The 17438-nt window shown below is 61.4% G+C and carries 16 protein-coding genes; 5 read left to right on the top strand and 11 right to left on the bottom strand.

What is annotated here, in order from left to right; genetic code table 11:
• The first annotated feature begins 246 nt into the window (after positions 1-246).
• The 5 genes from ACLH0J_RS03265 (at position 247) to ACLH0J_RS03245 (ending at position 4644) form a co-directional block, all read left to right on the top strand.
• Positions 247-546 carry a hypothetical protein gene (locus tag ACLH0J_RS03265; protein ID WP_411390849.1) on the top strand — a complete coding sequence of 100 codons (300 nt, stop codon included), beginning with the start codon at positions 247-249 and terminating at the stop codon, positions 544-546.
• Between the two features lie 81 nt (positions 547-627).
• Positions 628-792, top strand: coding sequence for a DUF1328 domain-containing protein (locus ACLH0J_RS03260; protein WP_003170804.1), 165 nt, complete (start codon positions 628-630; stop codon positions 790-792).
• A gap of 2 nt (positions 793-794) precedes the next feature.
• Entirely contained in the window at positions 795-1259 is a 465-nt protein-coding gene (locus tag ACLH0J_RS03255; RefSeq protein WP_411390848.1) for an inhibitor of vertebrate lysozyme family protein, read from the top strand.
• Positions 1260-1987: 728 nt separating this feature from the next.
• Positions 1988-3319: a glutamate/aspartate:proton symporter GltP gene (gene gltP / locus ACLH0J_RS03250; RefSeq protein WP_411390847.1), complete on the top strand. Its 1332-nt coding sequence runs from the start codon at positions 1988-1990 to the stop codon at positions 3317-3319.
• A gap of 95 nt (positions 3320-3414) precedes the next feature.
• Positions 3415-4644, top strand: coding sequence for a nucleoside recognition domain-containing protein (locus ACLH0J_RS03245; RefSeq protein WP_411390846.1), 1230 nt, complete (start codon positions 3415-3417; stop codon positions 4642-4644).
• Positions 4645-4737: 93 nt separating this feature from the next.
• Here ACLH0J_RS03245 and ACLH0J_RS03240 read toward each other — a convergent pair whose 3' ends face one another.
• The 11 genes from ACLH0J_RS03240 to ACLH0J_RS03190 form a co-directional block, all read right to left on the bottom strand.
• Positions 4738-5349, bottom strand: coding sequence for an ABC-type transport auxiliary lipoprotein family protein (locus ACLH0J_RS03240; RefSeq protein ID WP_411390845.1), 612 nt, complete (start codon positions 5347-5349; stop codon positions 4738-4740).
• Positions 5346-6284 (bottom strand): MlaD family protein, encoded by a 939-nt coding sequence (locus ACLH0J_RS03235; RefSeq protein ID WP_411390844.1) that lies wholly within the window; start codon positions 6282-6284, stop codon positions 5346-5348. Before ACLH0J_RS03235 ends, ACLH0J_RS03240 begins: the two co-directional genes overlap by 4 nt.
• A gap of 1 nt (position 6285) precedes the next feature.
• Positions 6286-7089 (bottom strand): ABC transporter ATP-binding protein, encoded by an 804-nt coding sequence (locus ACLH0J_RS03230; RefSeq protein ID WP_262051874.1) that lies wholly within the window; start codon positions 7087-7089, stop codon positions 6286-6288.
• Positions 7086-8234: an MlaE family lipid ABC transporter permease subunit gene (locus tag ACLH0J_RS03225; protein WP_411390843.1), complete on the bottom strand. Its 1149-nt coding sequence runs from the start codon at positions 8232-8234 to the stop codon at positions 7086-7088. Before ACLH0J_RS03225 ends, ACLH0J_RS03230 begins: the two co-directional genes overlap by 4 nt.
• A gap of 54 nt (positions 8235-8288) precedes the next feature.
• Positions 8289-9320 carry a DUF5924 family protein gene (locus ACLH0J_RS03220; RefSeq protein WP_411390842.1) on the bottom strand — a complete coding sequence of 344 codons (1032 nt, stop codon included), beginning with the start codon at positions 9318-9320 and terminating at the stop codon, positions 8289-8291.
• Between the two features lie 72 nt (positions 9321-9392).
• A complete protein-coding gene (locus ACLH0J_RS03215) occupies positions 9393-10775 on the bottom strand; it encodes a M16 family metallopeptidase (RefSeq protein WP_411390841.1) in 1383 nt (460 codons plus the stop codon).
• A 57-nt stretch (positions 10776-10832) separates the two neighbouring features.
• The gene (locus tag ACLH0J_RS03210; RefSeq protein ID WP_411390840.1) at positions 10833-12491 is read right to left on the bottom strand and encodes a Na/Pi cotransporter family protein; all 1659 of its coding nucleotides are present in this window, start codon (positions 12489-12491) and stop codon (positions 10833-10835) included.
• A 274-nt stretch (positions 12492-12765) separates the two neighbouring features.
• Positions 12766-13533: a TerC family protein gene (locus ACLH0J_RS03205; protein ID WP_411390839.1), complete on the bottom strand. Its 768-nt coding sequence runs from the start codon at positions 13531-13533 to the stop codon at positions 12766-12768.
• Positions 13534-13601: 68 nt separating this feature from the next.
• Complete coding sequence (locus tag ACLH0J_RS03200) at positions 13602-14909, bottom strand: CitMHS family transporter (RefSeq protein ID WP_010566738.1); 1308 nt, start codon at positions 14907-14909, stop codon at positions 13602-13604.
• Positions 14910-15150: 241 nt separating this feature from the next.
• Positions 15151-17112: a DUF4105 domain-containing protein gene (locus ACLH0J_RS03195; RefSeq protein WP_411390838.1), complete on the bottom strand. Its 1962-nt coding sequence runs from the start codon at positions 17110-17112 to the stop codon at positions 15151-15153.
• Positions 17109-17429 carry a DUF2388 domain-containing protein gene (locus tag ACLH0J_RS03190; RefSeq protein ID WP_411390837.1) on the bottom strand — a complete coding sequence of 107 codons (321 nt, stop codon included), beginning with the start codon at positions 17427-17429 and terminating at the stop codon, positions 17109-17111. The genes ACLH0J_RS03195 and ACLH0J_RS03190 overlap by 4 nt, the downstream gene beginning before the upstream one ends.
• Positions 17430-17438 lie beyond the last annotated feature (9 nt).

Here is a 17438-nt window from a genome sequence, read left to right as displayed (position 1 = left end):
ACTGGCGTTTTCATACCTTCTTGCCACTTCGGCAACTCGATATCCGCTTTATGTCCCTTGATCCGACCACTGGCCATCGTGCAATTCGCACGGCGCGCAGGGGGGGCATCGTGCAGGATGCTAGGTGAATGGCAAACCGCTTATATTTAACTCATTGATTTTATTAATATTTATTTTGCAAAAAAGCTGGCATGCGCTCTGCAATAGCTTCCCCAACGAATAATCAGAACGCGGGAGAACATCAGCATGACTCGCCACAGCCCCAGCCAACTGCGTCTATCGCCACTGCGCTTGCAGCAAGGCCTGTTTGCCAGCCTGGCGCTGATGGTCACGCTGATTGCCGGCCAGCAACTGCAGCATTGGCAGTCGAGTCAGCAGCACGCCCCGTCGTTCGAACGCCCGGTGACGACCCAGACTCACTTCAGCTCCATTGAGCGCCGTTCCGTTGGTGGCGTTTCTGCCCGCGTGACTGCCAAGCAACTACGAGTGGCCGACCAGGATTCGACCCTGGGCGAGCTGCCCACCCAAGAACGTTGGGTTTTCTAGGCAACAAAATCGGACGCTTGTATTGAGCGTCCGTACGGCACTACCGCTGTTACCTCTTATAGAAGCGTAAGGAGAATCACCATGTTGAGTTGGGCAATCACATTTCTGATCATCGCCATTGTGGCTGCAGTCCTGGGCTTCGGTGGTATCGCGGGCACCGCCACGGGTATCGCCAAGATTCTCTTTGTCGTCTTCCTGGTGATGTTCATCGCATCGTTCTTCTTTGGTCGTCGCGGCCGAGGCTGAACATGACCCCTTCCTTTAAAGCCATGGTTGCCGCCCTGCTCCTGGGCGGCAGCGGCCTGGCGATGGCCGCCAACGACGGCCAATCCCGGGCCAACGAACTGCTTAGCGCGGACCCGCAATACCGCGAGACCTGGCAAAGCGTGGTGAAGAAAGAAGAGCGCCTGCCGGAATGGGTGATGAACCTGTCGGGTACGGCCGAGCAAATGAATGCGGTGGAAGAAGATGACGACACGTATTTGGTCGGGCCGCTCTGCGAGACTGCCGACACGTGCCTGAACAAGCGCCTGATCGTCGCCTTTAGCTTCGACAAGGAAGATGCCTACGCCATGTTGGTGGAAGTTCCGGCGGGATTGCCGGCGGACAAGTCGCCTACACGGCACGCCGATTACCGTTTTATCGGTAAGCCGGACGCAGGCATGCAGAAGTTGCTGATGGAGCAACTGAAGAAAGATCCGAATTGGTACTAGGTGCCGTCTGATGCGTCTGTCATCAACGGGACCAGCATCTATAGAAAGAAGCCCCTCGCTTCTTTCTGTCTGCGTCGCTCGCCAAGAGTGATGCATGACCAGGGGGCCGGGTTGCTCTGATCAACTGGATCGGCGTGACCTACGGGTACAGGGAGTGCCTGCGCAAGGGCCGGGTCAGGCAAAAAAGCTGCGACGCAAGTTCACAAGCCCTCACGCTTGCTGAACTTGCGGCGAGCTTATGACCCCGCTCTCCTACCTCTATGCCGTTCTTAGTCGAGAATTGGCTTTTCACACGTTCCCAACCATTACCTGGTGTGTCCGAGCGACCATCTATCGAGAAAGTTTTGTCTGCGCCATAGGACATTTCTGACGCCAGCACTCTGAATTGCCAGACATTTCTACCAATGGCCCGAAGTCGCGCAAAATCTCTGCGAAAGCCTGAAATGGCCGGTTAACGGCATTTCTGCCAGGCAAAATGTCGCATTTGAACTGACCGTTCGGACAGTTATTATCAAAAAAAGTCATGCCGATTCGGCATAGGGTAGGCGTTTACGGCATTAGACGTCGCTCCCTTGCATGGGAATAGTTGCGCCTTTTTTCGCCTGCCAGTAAGCCATTTCGGCCACGCTGCGGTGACCTTCCATGGAGGCAGATGCACACACTTTTTCGCTTCCGAGCGTTGCAGCGGGCGCATTTGCCTTAGGTCCACTTGAAGTAAGGGTAATGACATGAAGAAGGCAAAGCTAAGCCTCGCCTGGCAGATCCTCATCGGTCTGGTGTTGGGGATCGCAATCGGTGCAGTGCTCAACCATTTCAGTGCTGAAAAGGCCTGGTGGATCAGCAATGTGCTGCAGCCCGCGGGCGATATCTTTATCCGCCTGATCAAGATGATCGTGATCCCGATTGTGATCTCCTCGCTGATCGTCGGTATTGCCGGGGTCGGCGACGCGAAAAAGCTCGGTCGCATCGGCGTCAAAACCATTCTTTACTTCGAGATCGTCACCACCATCGCGATCGTGGTCGGCCTGTTGCTGGCCAACTTCTTCCATCCGGGTACCGGTATCGACATGAGTACCCTGGGTACCGTGGATATTTCCAAGTACCAGGCGACCGCGGCCGAAGTGCAGCATGAGCATGCGTTCGTCCAGACCATCCTCAACCTGATCCCGTCGAACATCTTCGCCGCCGTCGCCCGTGGCGAGATGCTGCCGATCATTTTCTTCTCTGTGCTGTTCGGCCTCGGCCTGTCGAGCCTCAAGCCCGAGCTGCGCGAACCGCTGGTGACGATGTTCCAGGGCGTGTCCGAAAGCATGTTCAAAGTCACCCACATGATTATGAAGTACGCGCCTATCGGTGTGTTCGCGCTGATCGCGGTGACCGTCGCCAACTTCGGCTTCGCCTCCTTGCTGCCGTTGGCCAAGCTGGTGATCCTGGTTTATGTCGCCATCCTGTTCTTCGCCTTTGTGGTCCTGGGCCTGATCGCCCGTCTGTTCGGTTTCTCGGTGATCAAGCTGATGCGCATCTTCAAGGATGAGCTGGTGCTGGCCTATTCCACCGCCAGTTCCGAAACCGTGTTGCCACGTGTGATCGAGAAGATGGAAGCCTACGGTGCGCCGAAGGCCATCTGCAGCTTCGTGGTGCCGACCGGCTACTCGTTCAACCTCGACGGTTCGACCCTGTACCAGAGCATTGCGGCGATCTTTATCGCGCAGTTGTATGGCATCGACCTGTCGATCGGTCAGCAACTGATGCTGGTGCTGACCCTGATGGTCACCTCCAAAGGCATCGCCGGTGTGCCGGGCGTGTCCTTCGTGGTGCTGCTGGCCACCCTGGGCAGTGTCGGCATTCCGCTGGAAGGCCTGGCGTTCATCGCCGGTGTCGACCGCATCATGGACATGGCGCGTACCGCGCTCAACGTGATCGGCAATGCCCTGGCGGTGTTGGTCATCTCCCGTTGGGAAGGCATGTACGACGACGCCAAGGGCGAGCGCTACTGGAACTCCCTGCCGCACTGGCGCAGCAAAGAAGCGCTGCCGGTCGGTGAGACCAGCCGCGGCTGATGTCGGCGTGATGCGAACAAACCCCGGGAAATCCGGGGTTTGTCGTTTCTGCCGACCCCGCTATCATTCGGCCCATCTTTCGGGGGATTCAACTGATGCTCAATGGCCTGTGGCTTGGCTTCTTTGTCGTGGCAATGGTGTCAGCACTGGCGCAATGGCTGATCGGCGGTAACGCCGGGATTTTTGCGGCGATGGTGGAGAGCATTTTCGCCATGGCCAAATTGTCGGTGGAAGTGATGGTGCTGCTGTTCGGCACCCTGACGTTATGGCTGGGCTTTTTGCGCATCGCTGAAAAGGCCGGGATCGTCGACTGGCTGGCCAAGGCCCTCGGCCCGCTGTTCCGCCGCCTGATGCCGGAAGTGCCCGCCGGCCACCCCGCCATCGGCCTGATTACCCTCAATTTCGCCGCCAACGGCCTGGGCCTGGACAACGCCGCCACGCCCATCGGCCTGAAGGCCATGAAGGCGCTGCAGGAACTCAACCCGATCCCCAATACCGCGAGTAACGCGCAGATTCTGTTCCTGGTGCTCAACGCGTCCTCGCTGACGCTGTTGCCGGTGACCATCTTCATGTACCGCGCCCAACAAGGCGCGGCCGACCCGACGCTGGTGTTCCTGCCGATCCTGCTGGCCACCAGCGCGTCGACCCTGACGGGCTTGCTCTCGGTGGCGGTGATGCAGCGCCTGCGGCTGTGGGATCCGGTGGTGCTGGCGTACCTGATTCCGGGTGCGCTGGTGTTGGGCGGGTTCATGGCGCTGCTGGCGACCTTGTCGGCGACCGCGCTGGCCGGGCTGTCGTCGATCCTCGGCAACCTGACGTTGTTCGGGCTGATCATGGTGTTCCTGCTGATCGGCGCGTTGCGCAAGGTCAAGGTGTACGAGGCGTTTGTCGAAGGCGCCAAAGAGGGCTTCGACGTTGCCAAGAACCTGCTGCCGTATCTGGTGGCGATGCTCTGCGCGGTGGGCGTGTTGCGTGCATCCGGGGCGCTGGATTTTGGCCTCGAAGGCATTCGCCATGTGGTGGCCTGGACCGGCATGGACACGCGCTTTGTCGACGCGCTGCCGACCGCGATGGTCAAGCCGTTCTCCGGCAGTGCCGCGCGGGCGATGTTGATCGAAACCATGCAGACCCAGGGCGTCGACAGCTTCCCGGCGCTGGTGGCCGCGACGGTTCAGGGCAGTACCGAGACCACCTTCTATGTGTTGGCGGTGTATTTCGGCTCGGTGGGCATCCAGCGGGCGCGGCATGCGGTGGGGTGCGCGTTGCTGGCTGAGTTTGCCGGTGTGGTGGCGGCGATTTCGGTGTGCTACTGGTTCTTTGGTTAAAGGCTTGGAAGGCTATCGGGAGCAAGCCCCCTCCCACACTTGAGCGCATTCCGTCAGGATGAGTACGGTCAACTGTGGGGGCTTGCTCCCGCCCTAGCCCTTCGACGCACTGTTGCCCTGCGCCACCACCCAATCCACCACCTGCTTGTTCAATTGATCCCCTGCCTGCCCAAACCCGGCCACGACCGCCGGGACTTTGGTATCGCTCACCGGTTGGCGGATTTCAAAGCGTTGGCTGGCGACGATCCGCTGATCGCGCCCACGTACCAGGCGTGCATCCAGGCGAATCACCACCTCCAGCGCATTGCCCCGGTATTCACTCTGAAACGCCTGCAATTGCCCGCCCAACTCATAGTCGGCCTGCAGATTGGTGTCGTCGGTACTCAGCAGCGTCACCCGGCCATCGCGTTGGAAGCCATCCATAAAGCGGTTGCGCAGCAGCACCGGCGTCGGATCGCTCCAGCGTGAGTTGGCGTAGCTGCTGATCAGGTCACCGTTGGGCACCACGGCGATACGCGGGCTGTCGAGAAACTCGCTGGTCTGCGGCTTGTTCACGCGCAGCGACCAGGTCACCGGCGTGGCTCGGTTGGTCGTCTGGGCGGACGCCAGGCGGTATACGTCCGAGGGCTCGGTTTTGGGGAAGATCGAGCAGGCGCTGACCAGGGCCAGCGCTACAGGGGCGATCAGTCGGTAAGCACGCTTCATGGCGTGAACTCCTTGTTCTTGTCGCTGCCCAGCAGGTAACCGCTGGGGTTGGCTTCCAGGCGGCGGGAGATGGCGCGCAGCGAGCCGAGGGTTTCGCGCAGTTCGCGCACGGCCGGCGCCAGTTCGTTGAGGCCTTGCATGCCGCTGTTCACCGAGTCCTTGTTGTTGGTCAGCAAGGTGTTGATGGTCGCGGTGCTTTGTTCGAGGGATTTCATCGCTTGCTCGGCGCTGCCGAACACTTGCTTGCCTTGATCGCTGAGCAGGCCATTGGCATTGCGCATCAGCGCGGTGGTCTGTTCCAGGGCGGCACCGGCCTGTTTGCTCACCTGCACCAGTTGTTGCATCACCACCTTGATATCGCCGCGCTGGTCGGCGATGGCGCCAGTGGTCTGCTCCAGGTGGTCCAGAGTGTTGCTCAGGCGCTCGACATTCTGCGGGGAGAACATCTCGTTGGCGTTATGCAGCAGCAGGTTGACGCTGGTCATCAGGTCATTGCTGTTATTCAGCAGGCGCGCGATGGGCGATGGCGAGGCGATGATTTGCGGCAGTTCGCCGTCCTTGCCCTTGAGTTTCGGGCTTTGCGGCGTACCTCCGCTGAGCTGGATGATCGACGTACCGGTGATGCCGGTCAGGGCCAGCTTGGCCTGGGTGTCTTCCTTGATCGGGGTCTGGCCGGAGAGGCGGATGCGTGCGAGCACGCGGCGCGGGTCCTTGGGGTCCAGGCTCAGGCTGATGACATCGCCGACCTTGATCCCGCTGTATTGCACGGAGCTGCCCTGGGACAGGCCGCTGACCGCTTCGTTGAAGATCACTTCGTAATCCTGGAAGGCCGTGTCGACGCTGGACTTGGCCAGCCACAGGCCAAACAGCATCGCGCCGACCACCACGATCACGCTGAATAGACCGATCATCACATGATGGGCTCGGGTTTCCATGTCATACCTCGTTGAGCGATTGAGCGGCATCCAATGCCGCGCGGCCACGGGGGCCGTGGAAGTATTCGTGAATCCAGGCGTCGTCGGTTTCCGAGACGACATCGATGGCGTCGGCCACCAGCACTTTCTTCTGCGACAGCACCGCCACGCGGTCGGTGATGGTGTACAGCGTGTCCAGGTCGTGGGTGACCAGGAACACGCTCAAGCCCAGCGCGTCGCGCAGGGTCAGGATCAGTTGGTCGAATTGCGCCGCGCCGATCGGGTCGAGGCCGGCGGTGGGCTCATCCAGAAACAGGATGTCCGGGTCCAGCGCCAACGCGCGAGCCAGGGCTGCGCGCTTGATCATGCCGCCGGACAGCGACGCCGGGTATTTATCGGCCGCCGACAGCGGCAACCCGGCCAGGGCCAGCTTGACCGCCGCCAGGTGCTCGGCGTCGGCGCGGCTCAGGCCGGCGTGTTCGATCAGCGGCAGGGCGACGTTCTCGGTCACGGTCAGCGAGGAAAACAGCGCGCCCTTCTGGAACAACACGCCAAAGCGTCGCTCCACCAGGGAACGCTCCTGCTCGGGCAGACTCGACAGGTTCTTGCCGAACACCCGCACCTCGCCCGCGCTGGGCCGGCGCAGGCCGACGATGCTGCGTAACAGCACCGACTTGCCGCTGCCGGAGCCCCCGACCACCGCGAGGATCTCACCCTTGTACAAATCCAGGTCGAGGTTCTCGTGCACGCTCTGGCTGCCAAAACGGTTGCACAGTCCACGCACTTCAATCACCGCCTCGCTGGGCGCTCGGGGCAGGCGACTCACCAGCTCATCTCCATGAAGAACAGCGCGGCGACCGCGTCGAGCACGATCACCACAAAGATTGATTGCACCACGGCGGAGGTGGTGTGGGCGCCGACCGACTCGGCGCTGCCGCTGACCTTGAAGCCTTCCAGGCAACCGATGGCGGCGATCAGGAAGGCAAAGAACGGCGCTTTCACCATGCCCACGAGGAAATGCTTCACGCCAATGTCCGATTGCAGCAGCGAGAGGAACATCGCCGGCGAAATATCCAGGGTCAGCGCACACACCACCCCGCCGCCGACAATCCCCGAGAGCATCGCTAGGAACGTCAGCATTGGCAGCGACACCAGCAGCGCCAGCACGCGGGGCAAGACCAGCAGCTCCATCGGGTCCAGGCCCAGGGTGCGGATGGCGTCGATTTCTTCGTTGGCCTTCATCGAGCCGATCTGTGCGGTAAAGGCACTGGCAGTGCGGCCGGCGATCAGGATGGCCGTCAGCAAGACGCCGAATTCCCGTAGGAAGGAAAACGCTACCAGGTCCACGGTAAAAATCGTCGCGCCAAAGTTCTTGAGCACTGTGGCGCCGAGGAACGCCACCACGGCGCCCACCAGAAAGGTCAGCAAAGCGACGATGGGCGCGGCGTCGAGGCCGGTCTGCTCGATATGCGCAACCATCGGCGTCACGCGCCAGCGCTTGGGCCGGAAAAGGCTGCGGGCGAAGGTCTCGAAGATGAGGCCGATAAAGCCCAGCAGTTGTTTGCTGTCCTGCCAGACGGCATCCACGGCGCGGCCGATACGCGCGAGCAACTGGATGCCGGCGGCTTCTTCCGGCGCTTTTTCCGGTACGCAGAAATCATTGAGTGAGCGATAGACGGTTTTGAGCAGTGCGCGGTCGGCGGTGGACAAGCTGCAATCGGTCTGCTCGGCGGATTGCTCGATACGGGTCGGCCCCAGCAGTTCCACCAGCAGCGAGGCGCCAGCGGTGTCCAGGGCGCCGAGGCCGTTGAGGTCGATGCGCGCGCCGGCGTCGTATTTTCCGTCGAGCTTGTCCGACAGCTTCTTCAGGCTGGCGTAGTGGGCAAGCGTCCAGTCCCCCGTAATCCTGAGTAACGGAGGAGCGGTGGACGTATCGAGATGGGCAGCGCCGGCCGTCGTACTACTGGTCATAAGCTCCAAGCTTGTCTGGCTATCCACAATTCCTACGTAATAGCACGATCCGGCCTACTTTGGGTTGTCCGTCTGTGCTGTGTCAGTCACTTTGAAGCGCAGCACGCCGATCACCTGCCCGTCTTCCGTCAACACCTGAACCTGCCAGCGCCCTAGCGGATCGCCCGGGAAATTCTGTTTGTGGGTCCAGGCGCGGTAGCCCTCTTTGCGCCCGCCGTGGATATCCAGGGCGATGCGGTCGACCTCTTTGCCGTTGAATTTCCACACGTGGTAGATCCGCTCATCCAGCCCACGGGGGGCGTTGATCGCGGTGTAGGCGTACAGCCCGCCACTGCGCAACTGGTTGGCGTTGACTTCCTTGAGGTCATCGCCGGGGGTGCGGTCTTGCAGTTGGGTGCTGATGGCCACTTCGGTCATCCACAAGGTGGCCGGTGGTACCCAACTGCGCAGGAACCAGCCGGCGCAGCCAATGGCGGCCGTGACCCCCAGCAGCATGGCCCAGCCCTTGATGCTGCGCAGCGGCAAGCTCACCGCCAGGCTCGGAATCGACAACGCCATGGCGACGCCGAGGGCGAGTTTGTAACTTTCGGCGGTGGTCAGGTGCAGGATGATCGGCAGCGCGGTGAGCAGCGCGGCGAACAAGGTCAGGGTATGCAGCGCCAGAAACAGCGAGCGTTTGGGTGCCAGCCACTTGTAGTAGAGCGGGTCGATGATCGACACCAGTGCGGCCGCGCCGAGCAAGCCGGTGAAAATCGACTGGCCGCTGTTCCAGGCGGTGGTGATGAAAAAGAACGGCAATACAAAAAACAGACTTTCCTGGTGGATCATCTGGGTCGCGTAACGCAGCAGCGGTTCGGGGATTTCGCGCTTGAAGACCTTGGTGAACAACTGGGTGAAGCTGTTTTCCAGCATCAGCCACAACCAGCTCACCAACATGATCACCGCGATCCAACTGGCCATGCCCTGCTGGCGGTCCACCAGAATGAAGCTGCACACACCGGAGATAAAACCGCCGAGTGCAATCACCCCTGGATAGCGCTTCATCAGTTCGAGGACGCGCTGGATGTAGTGGGTCAGGTTCGGCATTCGGCGGTTCACAGTCTTGGTAGGAAAAAATCCTACACAGAATAACGTCTTAGCCCTGGGTTCGGTGCCTGATTACGCGATCCGTTTGCGATAAATCCGCACGCCGATCAACACAATGGCAATCAGCCCGAGTACGCCGGCGCCGATCCAACTGAGCATGTCGTCACTCAGCAGCGGTTTCTCGATGCGCCAGTAGCCGGGTTGCTTGAACAGCTCGCGCATGGCCTGGTTGGTTTGCGCCAGGCTGACGGCCTTGATGCGTTTGACCGGGTCGCTGAAGTGGCCGTTGTCATAGTCGCCCGAGGCGCTCCAGTAATAGTCGGCCAGCGCGCTGTTGCCCTGCACGGCCCAGGCCTGGCGGGCGATGGCGGCTTGTTGCAGGCGGGCGAAGACGGCGGGGTCAAGACCGTTGTCGAGCAGTTGGGTCTTGAGGTCTTGCAGCGCCTGTTCGGCTTCGGGAAGGTTTTCCCGCTCAAGGTCGGCATTCAGGCTGAGGAAACCAACTCCGCCGAGCACTTCGCGTTCGCTCCTTGGCCCGTAGGACAAACCATGCTTGAGGCGTAGTTCACGGTACAGCGCCCAATCCAGGTAATCCTTGAGCAGGTCGTAGGTCTCATCGTGCTGGTCGTCGAGCACCGGCTCGGGGAACAGCCAGTGCAGTTTGGCGTTGTCGCCCAGCCAGCCGCGGATCAGGTCGCGGCGGCCGGCGGCGGCGTGCTGGATTTCCGGCAGGGCCAAGTGCTCGGTGGGCTCTACCGGTTTGAGCTGGCCGTAGGTGCGTTCCAGGTAGGCCGGCAGCAGTTTGTCGAGGTCACCGACGATGATCAGGGTCATGTTGTTGGGGGCGTACCAGTGTGTGCGCAGGCTCTTCAATTGGTCGAGGGTCAGGTGATCGACCTCGGCGCGTTCGACGCATTGAAGCCCCAGTTCGACGGCCAGTTGATGGCTGGCGGTGTGGCCCAGATCCTGGCGGTCGAGCAGGCGTTGCAGGTGGGAGTAATGGCCGCCGTCTTCGCGCTCGACCACCTGTTTGGCCGCGCTGACAGTGGCGTCGGTCAGCTCGGTGCGCGTGAGGATTGCCAGCAGCAGGTCGAGCACCTTGCGCTGGTTCTGCGCGGGCGCCTCGATCACGAAGGTGGTGTCGGCATTGCTGGTGTAGGCGTTCCACTCGCCGCCCAGGGCTTGCATGCGGTCTTCCAGGTCGGCTTCGCCGCCGCCGTCGAGGCCGCTGAACAGCAGGTGTTCGAGCAGGTGCGGCAGTTCTTTGTCTTCGCAGGGGAAGTCATCCAGGCCGACGCCCACCACCAGGCGGATCGCCACGTGCCCACGCTCGGTGCCCGGCTTGAGCAGCAATTGCAGGCCGTTGGGCAAGGTGTAGCCCTCGACTTGCAGGCGGTCAAAGGCAAAGGCATGGGCACAGCCCATGAGCAGGCAGGCGAATAACAGGCGACGCATAACTGGCTTCCTGGCGAGTGAGGTCAGCTTTAACTGACTTCACGGGCCATCTTACGTTCAGGGCGAATGTGTGATGTCGGCAATATCTTCGGTGGAGAGCGCGCCGGTGTCGGACGTTTCTAACACTACATAAGCACTGCTGCAAAACAACGAGTTCAAGCGTTTCATGTCGGCCATCAGTTCCAGATGCAGGGAACTGGTCTCCAGGCTTTGTACGATCTTGCGTTGCAAACGGCTGACGTGGGCGTGAGCCAGGCGGCGTTCCTGGGCGCGAAAGCGACGCTTCTCGCGCAGCAACTGCCGGGCACTTTCCGGGTCGCCACTGAGAAATACCGACAGGCCCAGGCGCAGGTTGGCGATCAATTGGCTGTGCAGACCGGTGAGTTCTTCCAGGCCCACTTCCGAGAATTGACGGCGCTGGGAGGTTTTCTGCTGCTGGACTTTGCGCAGCATGCGTTCGATCAGGTCGCCCGCCAGTTTCAGGTTGATCGCCAGCTCGATGATTTCGGCCCAGCGGCGGTTGTCCTGTTCGCTGAGGTCTTCGCGGGGCATTTGCGCCAGGTAGAGTTTGATCGCGCTGTAGAGCGCCTCGACGTCGTCGCTGAGGCTGCGCATTTCCTGGGTGATGGCGGTCTGTTTGCCGCGCAACACTTCCTGCATGGCGGTGAGCATGTTGTCGATCAGGTCGCCCAGGCGCAGGGTTTCCCGCGCGGCGTTGGCCAGTGCCAGGCTGGGTGTGGCGAGGGCGGTCAGGTCCAGGTGACGAGGCTTGGTTGTGCCAGTGGTCTCTTCGCGTTCCGGCAGCAGCCACGCACAGATGCGGGCCATCGGACCAATGGTGGGCAGCAGGATCAGGCAGCGGCTGACGTTGTAGAGCAAGTGGAAGGTGATGACCATGCCTTGGGCGCTGTAGTCCAGGCCGTCCATCCACAGTACCAGTGGGTCGAGCACGGGGATGATCAGCAACAGGCCGATCAGCTTGTACAACAGGCTGCCCAGGGCCACCTGGCGACCGGCCGCGTTCTGCATGCTGGTGCTGAGAAAGGCCAGCACGCCGCTGCCGATGTTGGCGCCGATCACCAGGCCGATGGCCACGTGCAAGCCGATCACGCCGGCACCGGCCAGAGTGGCGGTGAGCAATACGGCGGCGAGGCTGGAGTAGGAAATCATCGCGAACAAGGCGCCGACCAGCGCGTCGAGCAAAATGTCGCCGGTCAATGAGGCGAACAGCACCTTCACGCCCTGGGCATGGGTGATCGGCCCGGCGGCTTCGACGATCAATTGCAGCGCCAGGATGATCAGCCCGAGACCGATCCCGACCCGGCCCAACTGCCCTGCCCGCGTCTGTTTGCGCGACAGGAAGAAGATCACCCCGAGAAAGATCAGCAGCGGCGATAGCCACGACAGGTCAAAGGTCAGCACCCGCGCCATCAGCGCTGTACCGACATCGGCCCCGAGCATGGTCGCCAGGGCGGGCATCAGCCCCATCAGGCCCTGGCCGACGAAGGAAGTCACCAGCATCGCGGTGGCGTTGCTGCTCTGCACCATGGCCGTCACCAGGATACCGGCGACGAACGCCAACCAGCGCTTGGACATGTTCTGCCCGATGACTTGACGCAAGTTGGAACCGTAGACCCGCAGGATGCCGGTACGGACGATGTGCGTGCCCCAGATCAGCAGGGTCACGGCGGAAAGCAGATTGAGCAAGGTCAGCATGCTCGGCCCCCCGTGTGGGTGGGCTCCCATCGGAGCCAATGAGAATTGCCGCGTGCCGTTCTACGTCTTGTACTTAAGCTGTAGTTGGCGAATGGGCTGTGCGCCAGCATCGCATAGCTAAAGTGGGGATTGAAACAAAACTGTCATATGTGGGGCGGGCTTGGCTCGCGAAAAACGTCAGTGATACCGCGTATTGCCTGGGTTGATGCGGTGTCTTTGGGTTCTTCGCGAGCGAGCTCGCTCCTACAGGGGGTGTGAGGGTGCGGGGACGGGGTTATTGGCCCGGGATGTCCTTGCGCAGTTTCACAGGGTCCTGCTGTTTTTTCTTTTTCGCGATGGCGGTACGCATCTTGATGTTCACCGCTTCCACTGCCAGCGAGAACGCCATGGCGAAGTAGACGTAGCCTTTAGGCACATGCACATCGAAAGATTCAGCGATCAACACGGTACCCACCACCACCAGGAACGACAGCGCCAGCATCTTCAGCGACGGGTGCTTGTCGATGAACTCGCTGATGGTGCCCGCAGCCAGCATCATCACCAGTACTGCGACCACGATCGCCGCGATCATCACCGGTACGTGGGACACCATACCGACAGCGGTGATCACCGAGTCGAGGGAGAACACGATGTCGATGATCGCGATCTGGATGATGGTGTAGATGAATTTGCCACCGGTGCCCTTCGGCTCCTCGTGGGTTTCGTCTTCACCTTCCAGGGCGTGGTACATCTCCTGGGAGCTTTTCCACAGCAGGAACAAACCACCGAAGAACAGGATCAGGTCGCGACCGGAAATGCCTTGGCCGAAAACCACGAACAGGTCGTCGGTCAGGCGCATGACCCACGTGATCGACAGCAGCAACAGGATGCGTGTGACCATGGCCAGGGCCAGGCCGAAGATCCGGGTGCGCGCCTGCATGTGCTTGGGCATGCGGCTGACCAGGATCGAAATCATGATGATGTTATCGATGCCCAGAACGATCTCGAGGGCCGTCAGGGTGAAGAAGGCAATCCAGATTTCCGGATTGGTCAGCCATTCCATGTGTATTCCTTTGAGCAAATGTTAAACCGCGCAAGCTGCAGCGCCGCGCGGTGAGTGAGTCGGTACGATTATAGAGTGCTGAACAGCGGAAAAATCCCCATCAGCAACGCGGCGAACATTATGCACAGGCACACCAGTACTGCCCACTTCAGGGTGAAGCGTTGGTGATCGCCAAACTCGATACCGGCCAGGGCGACCAACAGGTAAGTCGACGGCACCAGCGGGCTGAGCAAGTGTACCGGTTGGCCGACGATGGATGCGCGGGCCATTTCCACGGCGGTGATGCCGTAGTGGCTGGCGGCCTCGGCGAGTACCGGCAGTACGCCGTAGTAGAACGCATCGTTGGACATGAAGAAGGTGAACGGCATGCTCACCAGTGCGGTGATCACGGCCAGGTACGGGCCCATGGCTTCAGGAATGACCGCCAGCAGGCTCTTGGACATGGCATCGACCATGCCGGTGCCCGACAGAATGCCGGTGAAGATCCCCGCGGCGAAGATCAGCCCGACCACCGCCAATACGCTGCCGGCATGCGCGGCGACGCGGTCTTTCTGCTGTTGCAGGCATGGGTAGTTGACGATCATCGCGATACTGAACGCCACCATGAACAACACGGGCAGCGGCAGCAGGCCGGCGATCAGTGTGCACATCAGCGCCAGGGTCAGGGCGCCGTTGAACCAGATCAGCTTGGGACGGCGAGCGTCCGGGAATTGCGAGACGCTGATCTCGCTGTGGTCGATCTCGTCGCCTTGCAGATGCAGTTCGCCCAGGCGTGCACGTTCGCGCTTGCCGTACAGGTAAGCGATGACCAGGATCGCCAGCACACCGGCAGCCATGGCCGGGATCATCGGGACGAAAATATCCGAAGGGTCCACATGCAGTGCACTGGCGGCACGGGCGGTCGGGCCACCCCAAGGGGTCATGTTCATCACGCCGCCGGCGAGGATGATCAGGCCGGCCATGATCCGCGGGCTCATGCCGATGCGCTGGTACAGCGGCAGCATGGCGGCCACGCAGATCATGTAGGTGGTGGCGCCGTCACCGTCGAGTGACACCACCAGGGCCAGCACCGCGGTGCCGACCGAGACTTTGAGCGGGTCGCCCTTGACCATCTTGAGGATCTTGCGCACGGCCGGGTCGAACAGGCCGGAGTCGATCATCAGGGCGAAATAGAGAATGGCGAACATCAGCATCACGCCGGTCGGCGCGAGCTTGGTGATGCCTTCGAGCATCATTGGGCCGATCTTCGGCGCAAAACCGCCGAACAGCGCGAACAGGATCGGCACGATGATCAGGGCGATCAGCGCGGACAGGCGCTTGGTCATGATCAGGAACATGAACGTGATGACCATGGCAAAGCCAAGGAAAGTCAGCATAGGAATACTCCAGGCGTAGCGCGGCTAGGGAATGGCGAACCGGGTGGGGTCAGCGCAGAACGAAAGGCACCAGGCGTACGGGTGGAGTGGGGGCGAACAGGCGGGTACGGGCGGACATCGGGAATCACCATTGTTGTTGTTAACAGCCGGTCTGTTGCCGGCAGTGGGGGCGATCCTAGACGCGTAAGCTTTCAGCCAGCTTTCGCTGGGCAAACAGGCGATAGGAGGTGCTCGGCGGCGGCTACGGCAGTTCGAGGCCGCCGGCGGCTTTATGCAGTGACCGAAGATGCTCGCCCACCTGCTTGAGGTTGGCTTCGCAGGCGGCGATTTCGGCGGCGCGGGAAGGGTCCAGCAGCGCCCTCACCTCTTTATCCAACTCGCCAGTGAGCGACTGCAGTTGTTTCTGGCGTTCGGCGCTTTCCGATTCCAGGCGCTTGGACTCCGACGGTTGCGGCAGGCCATAGCCGCCGCTGCCCAGCAGTTCCGCCGGACGGCTGAGGAAGCCACTGTTGGCGAGGATTTGTTGCAGCGTGGCGTTGGCTTTCTCCATGCCGCCGTTTTTCAGTTCGCGGGCACCGAGGTAGCGTTGTTTGACTTCGTCCTGGGCCAGCATCAACTGCTTGCGAAAGCTCGCCTGTTCCAGCAGCAACAGGGCGGCGCTGGTGCGCAGGTCGGCCTGGTCGAACCACTGACGGCGCTCCGCGGCGCTGAGGGACAACCAGTCTTCGACCTGGGTCTGTTTGATCGGCAGGTGCTTGCGCAGCACGTCGAACATCGCTTGATAGCGCTCTCGGAACGAGTCGAAGTGATAGCCCAGGCGCATCGCCTCGCGCTTGTCATTCAGTACGCTGGTATCGGCCAGGCCACGGGCCTGCAGCACTTCCAGCAGGCCATTGGGCGTGATGTTGTCCAGCCCGGTCAATTGCGGGTTGGCGCTACCGCTGCGCAACAGCTTCAGGCTTTCGACCGCGCAATTATTGGACAGGAAGTAATAGTTGCCGTCATAGCTCCAGTGCATTTCGGCGGCGTGCTCGACGGTGTCGTTGATTTCCTGGCGCGTGAGTTTCAGCGGCACGGACGCGAGGCCGCGCAGCTCGGTCTTGGTGTATTCGTCGATCACTTGCGCCAATGGCAACACGAACAGCCGTGACGGGTACTTGCCCACCAGGCCGTCCCAGCTCGATAGCTGTACGTCACCGACGAAGGCGCGGTAGGACAACACCAGGTGTTGATCCAGGTCCAGCCGGCAATCCGGACCGCGTGGGCGACCGGGCGCGCAGATCACCAGGCGCAACATGCTGTGGCCCCAGCGACTGACCAGGTTCTGGTTGGCTTCGGCCAGCAGGTAGTCGATTTCATAGACGCGCTCCGGGTCGACGTGGCCCAGCGGTGTCTTGGCGAAATCGTTACCGGCGTTGAGGAATGCGTAGGTCTTGGCGCAGGTGTCCTGCTTGGGCGGCGCCCAACCGAAGTGATCCTTGTAGTAGCGGAACAGCGCAGGGCGACGACAGGCGTAGCTCGGGTCGAGGAGGAAGTACTCCATGTTGACCGCGACGAACTCCAGCGGGCTGGTGGTTTCGTAGATGTCGGGGCTGCGTGCGACCTGGCGGTTGTGCTGTTCGCGTTCACCGCGACGGCCGACATATTGCGGCCAGCCGGCCAGGTCCAGTAGGCGCGGATCATCGCTGAAGGTGAAGCGTCGATCATTCTGGCCACGGCATTGATCCGGCAGGCCGATCAACCCGGTGATGCTGTTCTGACGGCTGCAACGCCGTATCAGCGCGCGCTCATCGTTGGGCCACAAACGTGCACGGTCATAGATGTGGGTCAGTTCATGTAGCACGGTGGCGAGCATTTCCCGGCGCACGGTGCCATGGGGACGATTGGTTTTACGGGTGGCGGCGCTGCCGTCGGTCAGGCTGGCGAGGAGGTTGCTATTGAGGTCCAGCTCGGACACCAGGGACGCCTGGCCGTAAGCGTTGTCGGGCATCTTGTCGGTCCAGCCGACATCGATGCGCCGGTCAAGCTGCTCGATAAAGCGCGGCGGCAAGGCGCGCATCGCCTCATCGAGCAATGCCTGGCTGGCCTGCTGCTCGGCCGGGCTCAAGCCTTCTGTCTTGAGCCGCAGTTGCAGGCCGGCCTGGGCTGCGCTGGCACACAGCAGCACAATCCCGGCCAGGAGCCAGGCGACAAGGCGCCTCACAGAGCGAGAATGGCTTCGGCGAGGGTCTGGTCACTGGCGTCGCGGGCTTCCGGCAAGCGAGTCCGCAGGGTGTCGAGCGCGGCTTCGAGTTGTGCGCCACGGATCTCGCCGTGGGTGGCGACGAAACTGGCGGCGTCATCGTGGGCTTCGCGCACGACTTTGGAGTCGCGGATGGAGGTGGTGGTGTCCGAGGTGAAATCAATGGTACGGCCTGAGGCGCGGACAATGATGTTACTGGTGGCCACCAGGGTATGCGCCTGGGCAACGTCGGCCAACAACAGCAGGCCAAGGGTGGCGGCGATCAGCGGGCTACGCATGGAATGACT

Origin of the sequence: Pseudomonas sp. MPB23, from assembly GCF_046605395.1 — a bacterium.
GTDB lineage: Bacteria > Pseudomonadota > Gammaproteobacteria > Pseudomonadales > Pseudomonadaceae > Aquipseudomonas.
The sequence above is the reverse complement of the archived record's forward strand: the minus strand, read 5'-3'. Positions and strand labels throughout refer to the sequence as shown.

Coding starts and splice junctions, on each gene's coding strand:
- ACLH0J_RS03215 (WP_411390841.1), bottom strand. CDS start 10,775: ATGCGTCGCCTGTTATTCGCCTGCCTGCTCATGGGCTGTGCCCATGCC.
- ACLH0J_RS03225 (WP_411390843.1), bottom strand. CDS start 8,234: ATGACCAGTAGTACGACGGCCGGCGCTGCCCATCTCGATACGTCCACC.
- ACLH0J_RS03245 (WP_411390846.1), top strand. CDS start 3,415: ATGCTCAATGGCCTGTGGCTTGGCTTCTTTGTCGTGGCAATGGTGTCA.
- ACLH0J_RS03205 (WP_411390839.1), bottom strand. CDS start 13,533: ATGGAATGGCTGACCAATCCGGAAATCTGGATTGCCTTCTTCACCCTG.
- ACLH0J_RS03210 (WP_411390840.1), bottom strand. CDS start 12,491: ATGCTGACCTTGCTCAATCTGCTTTCCGCCGTGACCCTGCTGATCTGG.
- ACLH0J_RS03235 (WP_411390844.1), bottom strand. CDS start 6,284: ATGGAAACCCGAGCCCATCATGTGATGATCGGTCTATTCAGCGTGATC.
- ACLH0J_RS03265 (WP_411390849.1), top strand. CDS start 247: ATGACTCGCCACAGCCCCAGCCAACTGCGTCTATCGCCACTGCGCTTG.
- ACLH0J_RS03255 (WP_411390848.1), top strand. CDS start 795: ATGACCCCTTCCTTTAAAGCCATGGTTGCCGCCCTGCTCCTGGGCGGC.
- ACLH0J_RS03240 (WP_411390845.1), bottom strand. CDS start 5,349: ATGAAGCGTGCTTACCGACTGATCGCCCCTGTAGCGCTGGCCCTGGTC.
- ACLH0J_RS03260 (WP_003170804.1), top strand. CDS start 628: ATGTTGAGTTGGGCAATCACATTTCTGATCATCGCCATTGTGGCTGCA.
- ACLH0J_RS03190 (WP_411390837.1), bottom strand. CDS start 17,429: ATGCGTAGCCCGCTGATCGCCGCCACCCTTGGCCTGCTGTTGTTGGCC.
- ACLH0J_RS03220 (WP_411390842.1), bottom strand. CDS start 9,320: ATGCCGAACCTGACCCACTACATCCAGCGCGTCCTCGAACTGATGAAG.
- ACLH0J_RS03200 (WP_010566738.1), bottom strand. CDS start 14,909: ATGCTGACTTTCCTTGGCTTTGCCATGGTCATCACGTTCATGTTCCTG.
- gltP (WP_411390847.1), top strand. CDS start 1,988: ATGAAGAAGGCAAAGCTAAGCCTCGCCTGGCAGATCCTCATCGGTCTG.